13 protein-coding genes are annotated in these 15,501 nt (G+C 66.6%); 11 read left to right on the plus strand and 2 right to left on the minus strand.

Annotated features, from left to right (window positions below; all coding sequences use genetic code 11):
* Positions 1-22: 22 nt before the first annotated feature.
* Positions 23-712 (minus strand): metalloregulator ArsR/SmtB family transcription factor, encoded by a 690-nt coding sequence (locus QK290_RS06435; RefSeq protein WP_282329846.1) that lies wholly within the window; start codon positions 710-712, stop codon positions 23-25.
* Positions 713-852: 140 nt separating this feature from the next.
* Here QK290_RS06435 and QK290_RS06440 point away from each other — a divergent pair, with 140 nt between their 5' ends.
* On the plus strand, positions 853-1,419 hold the full coding sequence (locus tag QK290_RS06440) for an OsmC family protein (RefSeq protein WP_282329847.1): 567 nt from the start codon (positions 853-855) through the stop codon (positions 1,417-1,419).
* Between the two features lie 21 nt (positions 1,420-1,440).
* Positions 1,441-2,211 (plus strand): methyltransferase domain-containing protein, encoded by a 771-nt coding sequence (locus tag QK290_RS06445; RefSeq protein ID WP_282329848.1) that lies wholly within the window; start codon positions 1,441-1,443, stop codon positions 2,209-2,211.
* 162 nt (positions 2,212-2,373) lie between these two features.
* Here QK290_RS06445 and QK290_RS06450 read toward each other — a convergent pair whose 3' ends face one another.
* Positions 2,374-3,312: a PfkB family carbohydrate kinase gene (locus tag QK290_RS06450; protein ID WP_282329849.1), complete on the minus strand. Its 939-nt coding sequence runs from the start codon at positions 3,310-3,312 to the stop codon at positions 2,374-2,376.
* A 65-nt stretch (positions 3,313-3,377) separates the two neighbouring features.
* On the opposite strand from QK290_RS06450, the gene QK290_RS06455 reads away from it, so the two are divergent.
* The 9 genes from QK290_RS06455 to nagA all read left to right on the plus strand — a co-directional run bounded on the left by QK290_RS06455 (position 3,378) and on the right by nagA (position 15,077).
* Entirely contained in the window at positions 3,378-5,261 is a 1,884-nt protein-coding gene (locus tag QK290_RS06455; protein WP_282329850.1) for an exo-alpha-sialidase, read from the plus strand.
* A 79-nt stretch (positions 5,262-5,340) separates the two neighbouring features.
* The gene (locus tag QK290_RS06460; protein WP_282329851.1) at positions 5,341-6,963 is read left to right on the plus strand and encodes an ABC transporter substrate-binding protein; all 1,623 of its coding nucleotides are present in this window, start codon (positions 5,341-5,343) and stop codon (positions 6,961-6,963) included.
* Positions 6,964-7,127: 164 nt separating this feature from the next.
* Positions 7,128-8,084 carry an ABC transporter permease gene (locus QK290_RS06465; protein WP_282329852.1) on the plus strand — a complete coding sequence of 319 codons (957 nt, stop codon included), beginning with the start codon at positions 7,128-7,130 and terminating at the stop codon, positions 8,082-8,084.
* Between the two features lie 3 nt (positions 8,085-8,087).
* Complete coding sequence (locus QK290_RS06470) at positions 8,088-10,223, plus strand: dipeptide/oligopeptide/nickel ABC transporter permease/ATP-binding protein (protein ID WP_282329853.1); 2,136 nt, start codon at positions 8,088-8,090, stop codon at positions 10,221-10,223.
* The gene (locus QK290_RS06475) at positions 10,220-11,026 is read left to right on the plus strand and encodes an ATP-binding cassette domain-containing protein (RefSeq protein WP_282329854.1); all 807 of its coding nucleotides are present in this window, start codon (positions 10,220-10,222) and stop codon (positions 11,024-11,026) included. The genes QK290_RS06470 and QK290_RS06475 overlap by 4 nt, the downstream gene beginning before the upstream one ends.
* Positions 11,027-11,075: 49 nt before the next feature.
* On the plus strand, positions 11,076-12,005 hold the full coding sequence (locus QK290_RS06480; RefSeq protein ID WP_282329855.1) for a dihydrodipicolinate synthase family protein: 930 nt from the start codon (positions 11,076-11,078) through the stop codon (positions 12,003-12,005).
* 87 nt (positions 12,006-12,092) lie between these two features.
* Positions 12,093-13,040, plus strand: coding sequence for an ROK family protein (locus tag QK290_RS06485; protein WP_282329874.1), 948 nt, complete (start codon positions 12,093-12,095; stop codon positions 13,038-13,040).
* Between the two features lie 85 nt (positions 13,041-13,125).
* Entirely contained in the window at positions 13,126-13,809 is a 684-nt protein-coding gene (locus tag QK290_RS06490; RefSeq protein WP_282329856.1) for an N-acetylmannosamine-6-phosphate 2-epimerase, read from the plus strand.
* A 65-nt stretch (positions 13,810-13,874) separates the two neighbouring features.
* Complete coding sequence (gene nagA, locus QK290_RS06495) at positions 13,875-15,077, plus strand: N-acetylglucosamine-6-phosphate deacetylase (protein WP_282329875.1); 1,203 nt, start codon at positions 13,875-13,877, stop codon at positions 15,075-15,077.
* Positions 15,078-15,501: the final 424 nt, after the last annotated feature.

Below are 15,501 nucleotides of genomic sequence, written 5' to 3' on the forward strand. Positions count from 1 at the left end.
CCGCCGATTTTGGGCGCCGTGGCTATCCCGGTGCGCCGGACTTGCGCGGCGCGCCATCCTCGACGGGCAGCCCGGCCTCAGCCCACTCGGGATAGCCCTCCTCGAGCCTGGCGGCAGGCATGCCCTGTTCCCGCAGCGTCCGCACCGCGTCGTCGGCGAACACGCAGTACTGTCCGCGGCAGTACGCCACGATGATGCGGCCGTGCGGCAGGTCCTTGATCCTCCCCGCCAGCTCTCCAATAGGAACCGAAACCGCGCCCGGGATGTGGCCGGAGCGAAATTCGCGCTCAGGCCGCACATCGAGAACTACTACATCTCCTGCGGCCATTCGGTTGGTCAACTCAGCCCGGGTCAGGGAGTCCAAGGCCGCCCTGTCCCCCAGGTAGGCCTCGGCGAGTTCGTCGAGTTCTGCGACATGCTCGGCTGCAACCTCCCGCACGGCCACCCAGAGTCGCGTGACCGCGGTGCCGCTGAGGCGGTAATGGATCCGCGTTCCTTCGCGACGGGTGCGCACCAGGCCTGCCCGCAGGAGCTGCTGAAGATGCTGCGAAGTATTGGCGATGCTTTGCCCGATTTCCTCGGCAATTTCGTCCACAGGGCGCTCACCCTGGGCCAGGACATCCACTATCTCGGCGCGCCGACCACTGCCAAGGACCTTGGCCACGGAAGCAAATGCATCAAACAGCTTGTCCTTTGCCGGCCTGTCACTCATGCCCGATCCTCCCGCAAATCATATTCAAGTAGGTACTTGACAAGATATATCCACCGGGTGTGATATTCAAGTATTCACTTGAATACAACCGGGGGCCGCGCCGCGGACCCCGGGACAACCCGGAAAAGAGGCGAATTGCGATGGAATCGACAGCGACCATCCGCAATGGCATTGACGTCGACCAGCTACTGGCGACCATCGATGCGATCCAGGCAGATCCCACCCAGGGCAGCTTTACGTTCAGAGCCACCAGCACCTGGCGCGGCGGCACCCACAACTCGGGAAAGATCCTGGGATTCACCCATGCGGGGGAACCCGACACCACCCGGACCGGAGACTTCACGATCGAGGGTGACGAACCTCCCGTGCTCCTCGGAAACAACGCCGGACCCAACGCCGTCGAACTGCTGCTGCAGGCCCTGGGCTTCTGCTACGCCGTCGGATACGCGGCCAACGCGGCCGCCCAGGGCATAGAGATCAGTTCACTGGAGTTCCACGTCGAAGGCGATCTGGATGCACGGCCCTTCCTCGGCCTCGAAGGGCCTCGGCCCGGATTCACCGCGATCCGTGCGCAGGCACGGGTCTCCAGCCCGAATGCCACCCCGGAGCAGCTTCAGTCCCTGTGCCGGTATGTCCAGGACACGTCACCTGTCCGCGACTGCCTGGCCAACCCGGTTCCGGTTGAAACCACCCTCGAAATCGTATGAAGCACGGGTAGAGCCATGGACATGGGAACAGTTGCAGTTGACCGAAGCGAGCTTGAGGACAAGGTAAAGCAGGTCTATCGGGCGGTGGCCCAAAACCCCGCGGGCAAGTACCACTTCAAGATGGGACGCGGTCTTGCGGAGCAGCTGGGCTACCCGGCCTGGCTGCTGGACGCGATCCCTGCCGCCGCCGTCGAGTCCTTCGCCGGGGTGGGATATTTTTTCGACCTGGCGAACCTCAGGCCCGGAGAAAAAATCCTGGACCTGGGCTCAGGTTCGGGGATGGACGTCTTCGCTGCCGCCGTCACGGTGGGATCCGGCGGGCAGGTGGTGGGCCTTGACATGACCGAGGAGCAGCTGGAGAAGGCCGACGGCCTGCGGAAAGAGGGCGGCTTTCCCCAGGTCGCCTTCGCGCACGGGTACATCGAAGAACTCCCCTTCGACGATGCCAGCTTCGACTGCATCATCTCCAACGGCGTCATCAACCTGTCCGCGGACAAACCCGCTGTCTTCCGCGAAGCGGCACGCGTGCTGCACCCAGGAGGGCGCCTGGCGGTTGCCGATATCGTCACCGAAAGGCCGCTGACCCAACAGATTGTCTGCAACATTGATCTCTGGGCCGCCTGCATCGGTGGCGCCACGCAGGAAGACACCTACCAGGAATTGATCGCCGGCAGCGGGTTCGCGCTGGAAACGCTCCGGACCAATCCCTATGAGTTCCTCTCCGACAGAGCCCGTGCGGCGACTACGAAATACGGCGTCAGGAGCCTCTCGATCCTGGCGCATGCCGGCTGACCTGCGGCATGTCGCCTTCGGAATTGCGCCACGCATAAGGATCCCCAAGCGCTCCGGTTGCGGTGAGGGCAGATGTCTCATCGGATTGCGTGCCGTTGCCTCCGCGTGGCCAAATCCTGTGGAGCTCCGGGCCAGCGCTGCAGTTTCTTCTGCACTTCTTCCTCACTCCTCCGGAACCGAGTTCAGCTCGGCACGCGTGGGCGGGTTGGCGCCCGGGCGGGAAACCGTAACGGCCGCCGCGCGGGCAGCATGGGCCAGGAGTTCAGCCAGGCCCTCGGCCGGAAGTTCGCGCAGGTCCTTCCGGTTCTGCGCGCCGTCCAGGCCCCGATCCACGATCCCCGAAAGCAGCGCGGCCATAAAGGAATCACCGGCGCCCACAGTGTCGGCCACTTCCACACGAGGCGCGTCAATCGCCGCTTCACCGGCAGCCGTAATTCCCCACGGACCGGCCGCGCCGCGCGTGACCACTACCAGGGCAGGCCCCTCGGAACCGCCCAACGACAGCCAGCGGCGCGCCGATTCCAGCACGCCCACACCCGGGTACAGCCACTCCAGGTCCTCGTCCGAGGCCTTGACCACGTCCGAAAGGGTGACAAATTTCTCCGCCTGTTGCCGCGCATAATCCACGTCGGTGATGATGCTGGGCCGGCAGTTGGGATCGAAACTGATTGTGGCGGCGGGGTGGGCGTACTCGACGGCGGCCAGCACAGCCGCGGCGCCCGGCGCCAGCATCGTAGCGATGGAGCCGGTGTGCAGCAGCGTGGTTCCCTGCAGCATATAGGCGAGGCGGTCCGCCAGGCCGGGAAGCTCCCAGGCGAGCTCGAACGTGTAGGTGGCGGCGCCGTCGTCGTCAATCACGGCGGTGGCCACGCTGGTAGGCAGCTCATCGGGGCCCAGCGGCAGCATAACGGAACTGGAGCGCAGGTGCGCCGCCACCGAATCCCCGTATGCATCGCGGCCGTAGCGGCCAACGAACTGCACGGGGTGGTCAAGGCGGGCCAGGCCCACCGCGACGTTAAGGGGGCTGCCGCCCACGTGGGCTTCGATTCCGGAGGCGCGCTGGACAACGTCAACAAGGCCCTCGCCTATTACTGTGAGCATACTCATACTCTGCCAGACATGAATCCGCCTACACAGGCGTGTTACGCGTCCCCTATCATGGAGATATGACATCCCATGTCCTGCAGCCAATGTCGGCTGCCATGCCCGACGTCGAACACGTGCTGGCGGTCCGGGGCGCCGGAGGCTACCGGCAATACAGGATCCCCGCCCTTGCCGTTTCGCGGCAGGGCACGTTGCTGGCAGCCTACGACGGCCGCCCCAACCTCGATGACCTGCCCAACCCCATTGACCTCCTGCTCCGGCGCAGCACGGACAATGGCCGGACCTGGGGCAAACAGCAGGTAGTAAGGACTGGCCGCGGCCTCAATGGCCACGGCGATCCGAGCCTCCTGGTGGACGCTGAGACGGGCCGGATCCTTATGTTCCACGCCGCCGGAACGCAGGCCGGATTCTTCGAAGCCGCGGCCGGGCTGGAGCCCGACGACGATGTGCAGCACTGCGATCTCAGCTACTCGGACGACGACGGCCTCACCTGGAAGCACCGCCGGATCACCGCCCAGCTCAAACTCCGCCCGCCTGTCCGCCCGAGTGAGCCTAGTACGGACGAGCCGGACATCACCGGGATCTTCGCCGCGGCCGGGCAGGGCATCCAGATCCACACGGGCCCGTACCGCGGCCGGCTGGTCCAGCAGTTTGTGGTCCTGGCCGGCGGCGAGATCATGGCCGCTTCGGCGTACAGCGACGACCACGGCAGCACCTGGACCCTCGGGGAGCTCATCGGCGCCCGGACGCACGGCTCCGCCCCCAACGAAAACAAGGTTGCCGCGCTCCAGGACGGCCGGCTGCTGCTGCACAGCCGCGGCACACCGCGCCGCCTTGCCGCATTATCGGACGACGGCGGGGCCACCTGGAGCGCACTGCGCGCCGTCGAGGACCTCCCGGACCCGGGCGACAACGGCTCCCTGGTCCGCTTCGACGGCCTGCCGTCCCTGGACTCCCTGGCCGGCGAGGTAACAGACTCATGGCTTCTGGCCACCAACAACCACGACACGTCACTGCGGCGGAACACGGTAATCAGCCTGTCTCCAGACAATGGGCGCAGCTGGCCCGCCAAGCTGGTCCTGTGCCCGGGAAGCTCTGCCTATTCGACCGCCGCCCGGCTCCCCGACGGCAACATCGGCGTCCTCTACGAACGGCAGGGCTACCGGGAGATCGTGTTTGCCTCCGTGCCCGCGGGGCAACTCACCGCACAGCTCGCCGCCCACATTCCCGGCGGCTCCGGCAGGGCCGCCGCCGGGAGCACCGCCGGGAGCACCGCCGGGAGCACCCTGTCAGAGTCCGCCGAGGGGCCGAGCGCGCCAGAAAACGGCGCCGGGCTGGTGTTCGACATGGAACTCCGCTCCATCACCCCCGGCCGCCCGACGGTCTGGCGGAACGCCGGCGAGTTCCACGTCATGCAGCCCGGCGGCGCGGACTGGGGCGTGCACACCTGGAAGGAAATCGGCCAGGGCTACTCGGCCGGGGCGGCGCAGGTCATCGGCACCCGGGAAGCACAGGACCTGAACTACGGCCCGATCATTCCCGGCTACAAGGCCGGGGACATCCTGGCCTTCACGGGCAGGGCGCGCAATGACGGATCCCTGCCCGTAACCGCGGTCCGGCTGTCCGGTCCCGGCTCGGACACTTTTCCCGCCACGGATCTCGGCCCCGGGCAGGAAGCCCTGTATTTCACCCCGGGCTACACCGTCACCAGGGCCGATGTGGCGCGCGGCTACGCCGAGGTGGCCTACGAGGTGACGTTTGAAGTGATCGGCGAGCGCGGGGGCACTGCCGAGCGCCGCCGTCGTGCTTTCAGGTTTGACACTGGCTCCGGCGACGTCAGCGCGACGGGTGAGAGAGCGTTCGCCGAAAACCCACAGGAAGTGAGAGAGCGTTCGCCGGAAGCCACGTTAAGTGGGAAAGCGTTACGAAGTTGGCGCTTGACGTGAACCTGTGATGACGCTTACAGTCGACATACGAGCTCGGACGTCCTACATCCGATAAACCTTCTGGAATGGCGAGGCCCTCATGAACAACATCACCAAGAACCTGCCGCTGGTCAATGACGCCAGCCGCCGGAACTTCCTCAAGCTCACCGGTGCGATGGGCGCCGCTGCAGCATTCACCGCCTCTGTCGCCGCGTGCGGCAGCCCGGCAGCTACCACCACCGGCGACTCCGCGAGCCCTGCGGCAGTCAACAAAGACCTCACCATCGAGGCGGGCATCTCCTATGCCCTCTCCACCGGCTTCGACCCGCTGAGCTCCTCAGGCGCCACCCCGATGGCCGCCAACCTGCACATCTTCGAAGGCCTCATCGAACTGCACCCGGCCACCCGCGTGCCGTACAACGCACTGGCCGCCTCGGACCCCAAGAAGGTCAACGACACCACCTACCAGGTGACCATCCGCGAAGGTGCCAAGTTCCACGACGGCACCCCGGTCACCACCGAAGACGTCGCCTTCTCCTTCACCCGCGTGATGGATCCGGCGAACAAGTCCCTGTTCTCACAGTTCATCCCGTTCATCCAGGACGTCAAGCCCCTGGATGCCAAGACGGTTGAGTTCACCCTCAAGTACGCATTCCCCGGCTTCGGCCCCCGCATCTCCGTGGTCAAAATTGTCCCCAAGGCCTTGGCCACGGACCTCAAGGCCTTCGACGCCAAGCCCGTCGGCACCGGCCCCTACAAGCTCATCTCCGCCGCCAAGGACGACAAGATCGTTTTCGAAGCGTTCGCAGACTATAACGGCCCCAAGCCGGCACTGGCCAAGGGCATGACCTGGCTCCTGCTCTCCGACGCCGCTGCCCGCGTCACCGCCGTCCAGTCCGGCCGTGTCCAGGCCATCGAGGACGTCCCCTACCTGGACATCGACGGCTTGAAGTCCAAGGTCAAGGTTGAATCAGTCCAGTCCTTCGGCCTGATGTTCCTGATGTTCAACTGCAACAAGGCCCCGTTCAACAACAAGCTGGTCCGCCAGGCCCTGCACTACGGCCTGGACAAGGAAGCCATCATTAAGAAGGCCCTGTTCGGCAATGCCAAGGCGGCCAGCTCCTACTTCCAGGAAGGCCACCCGGACTACGTCAAGGCCAAGAACGTCTACGGCTACGACGTCAAGAAGGCCGAAGACCTGCTGAAGGAAGCCGGCGTCACGAGCCTCGAATTCGAGCTGCTCACCACGGACACTGCCTGGGTCAAGGACGTTGCCCCGCTGATCCTCGAATCCTGGAACAAGATCCCGGGCGTCAAGGTCTCCGTCAAGAGCATCCAGTCCGGCGCGCTGTACACCGACCGCGTCGGCACCGGCGACTACTCAGTGGTCGCAGCCCCCGGCGACCCGTCAGTCTTCGGCAACGACGCGGACCTGCTCCTGAGCTGGTTCTACTCGGGCGCCACCTGGATGGAAAAGCGCGCCTACTGGACCGCGCCGGAACGCGCCAAGCTGCAGGAGCTCATGAACAAGGGCTCCCAGGCTGCCGCAGCAGACGCCAAGAAGATCACCGGCGAAATTGTGGACCTCGTTTCCGAAGAAGTTCCGCTGTACCCGATTTTCCACCGCCAGCTGCCCTCCGCCTGGGACGACAAGAAGCTCAACGGCTTCAAGCCGCTGCCCACCACCGGCATGTCGTTCATCGACGTCGGCCGCACCGCCTAAGCTGCGCTGAGAACCAGCGCAGCACCCGGGACCTCCCGGGGAAACGGCATCACCAACTCGACGCAGCGGAGGGGCTGTGGCCCGCCGGCCATAGCCCCTCCGGGCTCGAAAGCACCACCCCGTGACGCTTCCCTGCGGCGCAACCAAACAAACCGGAGAACAAATTGGTCACGATATTGCGTCTGCTTGGCCGCAGACTCGCAGCACTGCCATTGATGATCCTGGGCATCACCCTGCTCGTCTTCCTTGTCCTGCAGGCCGCTCCTGGCGACCAGGCAAGCTCCGCCCTCGGCGACGGCGCCAGCGAAGAAGCGAAGCAGCAGTACCGCCAGGAAAACGGCTTGAACGACCCGCTGGTCATCCAGTACTTCAGCTTCCTCGGCAAGCTGCTGCAGCTGGACCTCGGCGTCACCACGCCGCCGGCAAAGTCGGTGGCGTCCATGATCGGCTCCGCGTTCCCCCTGACGCTGCAGCTGACCTTCCTCGGCGTCCTCCTCGCCGTCGTCGTTTCCCTGGTCTTCGGTATCCTCGGAGCCCTTTACCGCGACAAATGGCAGGACCAGCTGGTCCGCGTTTTCTCGATCGCCGCGATCGCCACGCCTTCGTTCTGGCTCGGCATCCTCCTGATCCAGTGGTTTGCCCTCGGCGCCAGCCCCCTGTTCCCCTCAGGGGGAATCGCGACGCCGGAATCCGGCTTCGGCGGCTGGCTCAACTCGATGGCCCTCCCGGCCCTGGCCCTCGGCATCCCGGTCTCCGCCTCGCTGATCCGCGTGGTCCGCACCTCGATGGTGGAGGAGCTGGACCGCGACTACGTCCGCACCGCCATCGGCAATGGTGTCCCCTACCGCGAAGTGGTCTCCAAGAACGTCCTCCGCAACGCGCTGGTGACTCCGGTGACCGTGCTGGGACTGCGCGTGGGCTACCTGCTCGGCGGCGCCGTCGTGATTGAAATGATCTTCGCCCTGCCCGGCATGGGCCAGCTGATCCTCAACGGCATCACCAACCTGGACGTCAACCTGGTCCAGGGCGTGGTGCTCACCATCTCGGTCACCTTCGTTCTGGTGAATATCGTGGTGGACCTCCTGTACCTGCTCATCAACCCCCGAATCAGGACGGTATAGCTCATGCGCAGCAAGCTTGCTGAACGGCTGAGTGCCCCGGGCATCCGTTTCAAGGCCCTGCCCTGGGGCTCCCGCATCGCCCTCCTCTTCCTCATCATGATCGTCCTCTCCGCCGTGTTCGCGCCCGTCATCGCGCCGCACGATCCGCTGGAGACCTTCATCCCCGCTACCCCGCCGGGTGCCGAGCACTTCTTCGGCACCGACCGGCTGGGCCGCGACATCTTCTCCCGGCTGCTCTTCGGCGCCCAGTCCTCGCTGATGATCGGCCTCGGCGCCGTCATTCTGGCCATCCTGGCAGGCGCCCTGCTGGGTTCCTTCGCCGCCACATCCAGCAAGGCCGTCAACGAACTGATCATGCGCCTGATGGACATCCTGATGGCGTTTCCGGGCATCGCCCTGGCCGCAGTGCTGCTGGCCGCGTTCGGCAACTCGGTTCCCACCATCATCATCGCGATCGCCATCATCTATACCCCGCAGCTGGCCCGCGTGGTCCGCGCCAACGTGCTCTCCCAGTACGGCGAAGACTACGTCCGCGCCGAGCGTGTGATCGGCGCAGGCCGCTTCTACATCCTGCTCAAACACATCGTCCGCAACACCGCGGCCCCCGTACTGGTGTTCGCCACGGTGATGGTGGCCGACGCCATCATCCTCGAAGCCTCGCTGTCCTTCCTCGGCGCCGGCGTCCAGGACCCCGCACCGTCGTGGGGCAACGTGATCTCCTACGGCCGCAACCTTGTCCTGTCCGGCGGCTGGTGGGCCACCACCTTCGCCGGTGTGACCATCCTGCTCACCGTTCTCTCGCTGAACATCCTCGCCGAGGGCCTCACCGACGCCATGGTGAACCCGAAACTGCGCAAGGCACCTGCAGTAAAGGACGACGACGGCGCTTCGGCTGTTGTGTCCGGCGCAGCGGTGGGTGCCGGCGTCGACACCCAGATCGGCACTTCCGTGGCCCAGCCTTCGGTGGTGGAAGAACACGAGCTCGACGGCGTGCGCGCCGCTTTCGGCGACGTCCTCACCGAGGAGCACTACAACGAGGCAGCCATCCTCTCCGATCCGAAGCTGGCCGCGGCGAACCCGCACCTGTTGCTGGACAAGGAACTGGAACTGCTTTCCGCCATCGAGGCCACGCGCACCGATCGACTCCCCCAGGTACCGGCCGGAGCGCGCAACGTCCTCGAGGTCAGGAACCTGTCCATCCGCTTCCCGGGCCGCTTCGGCGACACCGCGATTGTGGACAACGTCTCCTTTACGGTCCGCGAAGGCGAGACCATGGGCCTGGTGGGCGAATCCGGTTGCGGCAAGTCCATCACGTCCCTCGCGGTCATGGGCCTGCTGCCCAAGACCGCGCAGGTCACCGGGTCCATCAAGTTCGACGGCAAGGAACTGCTGGATCCGGCCACCAGCCACAGCAGCGCCAAGGCCTACGAAGGCCTGCGCGGCCAGCAGATCGCCATGGTCTACCAGGACGCCCTGAGCTCCCTGAACCCGTCCATGAAGATCAAGGACCAGATGGAGCAGCTGACCAAGCGCGGCGGCCGCAAGACCCCCACCGAGCTGCTGGAACTGGTCAGGCTCGATCCGGTCCGGACGCTTGCCAGTTACCCGCACGAGCTCTCCGGCGGCCAGCGCCAGCGCGTCCTGATCGCCATGGCCCTGTCCCGTTCGCCGAAGATCGTGGTCGCCGATGAGCCCACCACCGCACTGGATGTCACGGTCCAGAAGCAGGTAGTGGACCTGCTCAACGAACTGCGCGAACAGCTCGGCTTCGCCATGGTCTTCGTCAGCCACGACCTCGCCCTGGTGGCCTCCCTGGCCCACCGCATCACCGTGATGTACGCCGGCCAGATGGTGGAATCCGCACAGGCTTCGGAGCTGCTGCAGAACCCCAGGCACGAGTACACCCGCGGCCTGCTCGGCGCTGTCCTCTCCATCGAGGCCGACGCCGTGCGCCTGCACCAGATCCCCGGCACCGTCCCGTCCCCGCGGGACTTCGCCCCGGGAGACCGCTTTGCCCCGCGTTCACTGCGGTCCGACGCCGACCCCAACCAGCAGCTGGTCCTGACGTCGGTGGGAGCCGCCAATGGCGGGGACGCTGACCACTATTGGGCGAGCCATCTGAAGGAGGATGCAAAGTGAGCGAATCAACCGGCAAACCGGTCATCGAGCTCAAGGACGTCAAGGTCTACCATCACGCACGTGGCGGCGGGCTCTTCCGCCCGAACATCGTCAAAGCGGTCGACGGCGTCGACTTCACCATCAGCCGCGGCGAAACCGTGGGCATCGTGGGTGAGTCCGGCTGCGGTAAGTCCACGCTCGCGTCTGTGCTCGTGGGACTGCAGCCGCCGACGTCGGGCGAGGTCCTGTTCCACGGCAAGCCCGCCATCAAGCGCAACGCACACATGCGCAAGGAATTCGGCCGCTCCGTGTCCGTGGTCTTCCAGGACCCCGCCACGGCGCTGAACCCGCGCATGACCGTCCAGGACATCCTCACCGACCCGCTGCAGATCCACGGCATCGGCAACGCCGCATCCCGTGCGGCGAAGGTCAAGGAACTGCTGGCCCTCGTGGGCCTGCCGCAGTCCGCTGCAGAAGTCACGCCGTCGCAGGTTTCCGGCGGCCAGCGCCAGCGTGTGGCGATTGCCCGCGCCCTGGCGCTGGATCCGGACATCATCGTGGCGGACGAGCCGACGTCGGCCCTTGACGTCTCCGTCCGCGCCCAGGTGCTGAACCTGCTCTCGGACCTGAAGACCCAGCTGAACCTTGGCATGGTTTTCATCTCACATGACATCCAGACCGTCCGCTACGTCTCGGACCGCATCTGCGTTATGTACTTCGGCAAGATCGTCGAGCAGGGCACCGCGACCCAGGTCTTCGACAGCCCCACCAACGACTACACCAAGAAGCTCCTGGGCGCCGCCCCGAGCCTGCTCCACATCTAGCCTTCCCGCCATGAATTTTCGTCTAAACCATCAATATTTGGAGAACTCTGTGACCACCGTCGCTTCCCGTTTCCAGGGCGTCATTCCGCCCGTCGTAACCCCCCGCACCGCCGAAGGCGCCATCGACGTAGCGTCGCTGGAAAGCGTCACCAAGCACCTGCTCGACGGCGGCGTCAGCGGCCTGTTCGTGCTGGGTTCCTCCGGCGAGGTCACCCACATGACCAACAGCGAGCGCGACCTCGTCGTGCAGACCGTGGCAGGCGTGAACGCCGGCCAGGTGCCGGTCATCGTGGGCGCAGTAGAACAGACCACCAACCGCGTCATTGAGGAAGCCAAGCGCGTCATCGCGCTGGGCGCCGACTCGATCGTGGCCACCAGCCTGTACTACGCCATCTCCAACGCCCAGGAGAACAACACGCACTTCCGCTCCATCGCCGCCGCCGTCGACGTTCCCGTCTTCGCCTACGACGTGCCGGTGCGCACCCACTTCAAGCTGCCCACCGACCTTTTGGTCGAGCTGGGCCGCGACGGCGTCATTGCCGGTGTGAAGGACTCCTCCGGCGACGACGTCTCGTTCCGCCAGCTGCTGCTGGCTGCCAAGGACATCCCCAACTTCGACATCTTCACCGGCCACGAAGTGGTTGTGGACGGCGCCCTCCTGGGCGGCGCCCAGGGTGTTGTTCCGGGCCTCGGCAACGTTGACCCCGCCGGCTACCGCCGCCTGTTCGACGCCGCGCAGGCCGGCGACTGGGCCCAGGCCGCAGCCGAGCAGGACCGCCTGGCCGACGTCTTCGAGATCGTCTACACCCCCAAGGCCGGCCGCATGTCCGGCAACGCCGCGGGCCTGGGCGCCTTCAAGACCGCCCTGCAGCTCATGGGCATCATCAAGACGAACGTCATGAGCGTCCCCATGCTCTCCCTGGACGAGGCCGAGACCACGGCGATCCGCGTCATCCTCGAACGCAACGGGCTCGTTTAGTCAGTCGTGGTTGGGTTGGGCGAGGCACTTGGCTCCGACCCGGCCACAACGAACCTAACCCGCAGCAGAGAGAACATGGGAACAAAAATGCAGCATGCGATCGGTGTTGACCTTGGGGGTACTAAGACTGCTGCCGGGGTTGTTTCCGGGGACGGGGAGGTCTTGTTTTCGGAGACCATTCCCACCCTGAACCGGGATGGCGGCGACGCGATCCTGGACGCTACTGCGGCACTTATTTCTTCCCTCATGTCCCGGGCTCAAGCAAAGGGCCTGGACGTGGCGGGGGTCGGGGTTGGTTCTGCCGGGGTCATCGATGCCGGACGCGGTGTTGTGGTGTCCGCTACCGATGCCATTCTCGGGTGGGCCGGAACCAAGCTGACCGCAGGATTGGCCGCCCGGCTTGGCCTGGCGCCCGGGGCTGTACAGGCTGTGAACGATGTCCATGCGCACGCCCTGGGCGAGTCGTGGACGGGTTCCGCCGCAGGAACGGCAAGTTCGCTCCTGGTAGCCTTCGGCACCGGCGTCGGCGGCAGTTTTGTCCTGGCCGGGCACCCCGTCCTGGGACACCATTACGCAGGCGGCCATGTGGGCCACTTCGCTTCCCCGTACGCGTTCCATGGGGGTCAGGCTGTGCCCTGCGTCTGCGGCGGCGCCGGGCATGTTGAGGCGATCGCCTCCGGCCCTGCCATCCGTGAGGCGTACGTGCGTCTGGGCGGCAACGAGCCGGCGCTGGACGCCCGCGGCGTCTTTGCCCTTGCCGGCGCCGGCGATGCCGTGGCCATCAAAGCTGTGGGCCTCGGCGCCGCCGCGGCAGGGCAGGCGGTGGGGGGTCTCGCGAATATCCTGGACCCCGAAGTGGTGGTGGTTTCCGGTGGGCTGTCCGATGCCGGCGCCCCCTGGTGGCACCCCATGGAACGTGCCTTGCGCGCCGAACTCCTGCCGGCCCTGCGCGGCCTTCCGGTCCTGCCCGCTAAACTCGGCAACGCAGCGGCCATGGTGGGCGCCGCGCGGCTGGTCCTCACCACGCCGTCCTGACCCGGGCGTCCAAAGCACCCCGCCAGACCACCTCGCCCCACCCCGATCTTCAACCCGCTCCGCCAAACTTCCAGAGGACCTGACTGTGATTCTGACCCCCGAAGCCCTCGAAGCCCTGCGCGGGCAACTCATCGTCTCCTGCCAGGCGTATCCGGGCGAGCCCATGCGGGACCCGCGCACCACGGCGCAGGTGGCGGCCTCCGCCGTGATCGGCGGCGCCGCTGCTATCCGCGTCCAAGGCCTGGCCGATGTGCAGTTCACGCGGGCAGCCGTGGAGGTTCCGGTGATCGGGCTCTGGAAGGACGGGCACGACGGCGTCTTGATAACTCCCACACTCCGCCACGCTTTGGCGGTGGCCAACGCGGGCGCCCACGTGGTGGCGATCGACGGCACGCGCCGGGAACGTCCGGACGGCCTGACTCTGGCCCAGACGGTGGCGGGCATCCACCAGGATTCCCACGCGCTGGTCATGGCGGACTGCGGCTCGTTTGACGACGCTGCCGCGGCGGTCGAGGCCGGAGCCGACCTGATCGGCACGACGCTGTCCGGTTACACCGGCGAGCGACCCAAGTCGCACGGCCCCGACCTGGAACTGCTGGAGCAGATCGCCGCCGCCGGCTTCGGCGTGCCGCTCATCGCCGAAGGCCGCCTCCACTCCCCCGCACAGGCCCGGCAGTGCCTCGACGCCGGCGCGTTCGCCGTCGTCGTCGGTACCGCGATCACGCACCCGGCCACCATCACCGGCTGGTTCGCCGAGGCCCTGAAGTGACCCCGCCGCCGGAACGAGCACAGCCGGAACAGACACAGCCCGCCGCCGCTGAGGCCGGGAACTATTTGCTGGCCGGCACGGTCCTGACCGACGGTTCGGTCCAGGCCGACGCCGTGGTGGCCGTCGCGGACGGCCGGATCGCGTATGTGGGGCCCCGTGCGGGCCTGGACGAGGCATCGCTGCCGGGCCTTGAAGAACTTAACCTTCCGCCGGGCAGCATGATTCTGCCCGGCCTCGTAGACCTGCACTGCCACGGCGCCGTGGGCGGCGACTTCCCCAGCGGCGATAGCGGGGCTGCCAGGACCGCCGTGGACTTCCTGCACCGCAGCGGCACCACCACGCTGCTGGCAAGCATGGTTACGGCGTCCCGCGAGGACCTGATGCGTAGCCTGGCAACCCTGCGGCAGCTCGCCGACGAAGGACTCATCGCGGGCATCCACGCCGAAGGGCCGTTCCTGTCCCACGCGCGCTGCGGCGCCCAGGATCCGAGGTACCTACGCGAGCCGGACCTCCTCCTGCTGGGTGAACTGCTGACCGCGGCCGGCGGCAACCTGCGGACCATGACCTACGCGCCTGAACTTCCCGGTGCCGGCGCCGTGGTGCGCACGCTCGCCGAGCACGGCGTCACACCGTCGCTGGGCCACACTGACGCGGACGCACGGACGACGGCGGCCTCCCTCACCGAGGCGGCGGAGTTGCTGACGGCCTCCGGTCTGGGGACCGTATCGCGCCCCACCGTCACGCACCTCTTTAACGGCATGCCGCCGCTGCACCACCGCAGCCCCGGACCCGTCGCCGCGTGCCTCCGGCTGGCCGGTGCCGGCACGATTGCCGTCGAACTCATCGCCGACGGCGCGCACCTGGACGCCGAAACGGTCCGGATGGTCTTTGAGCTGGTAGGCGCGGAGAACGTGGTCCTGGTGACCGACTCCATGGCCGCCACCGGACTCCCCGACGGCGACTACGAGCTGGGCCCCGCAGCCGTCTCCGTCAGCGGTGCCGTGGCCCGGCTCAGCAACGGCACGCTCGCCGGCGGGACGGCCACAATGCTGGACGTTGTGCGGCGGACCATTGAATCCGGGGTGGAGCCGGCCGCCGCTGTTCTGTCGGCCACCGCGGTGCCGGCGGCCATCATCGGCCGGGAACACGAAATCGGAAGCCTCCGCGCGGGCCTGCGTGCCGACGTCGTCGTAGTGGATCGCAGCTTCCGCCGCGTCCTGGTCCTGCGCGCCGGCCGCACGCTGGGACGCCCCGCCGTCGGCGTTTAACGCGGCACGTGGGCCGATCGTGCCCAGCAGCTCGGACCGTCCGGCTACCTGCTGATACTGCCGCAGCTTAGGATCGCCGGGGCGGCTAAGGGGCTCTACCGCCCGAGGAGTTTGGCGAAAAAGCCCCTCGCGGACCGGCTCTGCCGCGCGTGACCGAGGCAGCGCTGGGAGCTGGGAACTCCGCGCAGGACTTCGTCTACGTGTTGGCCGCATCCGGCCCACGTCGTCTTGTGGCATTTATCGCATTTCACTGCCCGGCACATGTGATTCTCCTTGGTTGGTAAGTCGCTGAACAGGGTGCGTGGCACGGGTGGAACGCACCTGCACCACCGCACCCTGGTTTTACTTAGTTGGTGTTCGCACCGCTGCGCCTGCTTAGACGGCGGGGACGCTGGTCTGCCAGGCGTTCCAGGCGGCGTAGCTG

Origin of the sequence: Pseudarthrobacter sp. AL07, assembly GCF_029960665.1 — a bacterium.
GTDB lineage: Bacteria > Actinomycetota > Actinomycetes > Actinomycetales > Micrococcaceae > Arthrobacter.

Bases quoted from the DNA above. Each gene is read 5' to 3' on its own strand.
- QK290_RS06485 (WP_282329874.1), top strand. From the start codon at position 12,093: ATGCAGCATGCGATCGGTGTTGACCTTGGGGGTACTAAGACTGCTGCC.
- QK290_RS06435 (WP_282329846.1), bottom strand. From the start codon at position 712: ATGAGTGACAGGCCGGCAAAGGACAAGCTGTTTGATGCATTTGCTTCC.
- QK290_RS06450 (WP_282329849.1), bottom strand. From the start codon at position 3,312: ATGCTCACAGTAATAGGCGAGGGCCTTGTTGACGTTGTCCAGCGCGCC.
- QK290_RS06470 (WP_282329853.1), top strand. From the start codon at position 8,088: ATGCGCAGCAAGCTTGCTGAACGGCTGAGTGCCCCGGGCATCCGTTTC.
- QK290_RS06445 (WP_282329848.1), top strand. From the start codon at position 1,441: ATGGGAACAGTTGCAGTTGACCGAAGCGAGCTTGAGGACAAGGTAAAG.
- QK290_RS06455 (WP_282329850.1), top strand. From the start codon at position 3,378: ATGACATCCCATGTCCTGCAGCCAATGTCGGCTGCCATGCCCGACGTC.
- QK290_RS06460 (WP_282329851.1), top strand. From the start codon at position 5,341: ATGAACAACATCACCAAGAACCTGCCGCTGGTCAATGACGCCAGCCGC.
- QK290_RS06440 (WP_282329847.1), top strand. From the start codon at position 853: ATGGAATCGACAGCGACCATCCGCAATGGCATTGACGTCGACCAGCTA.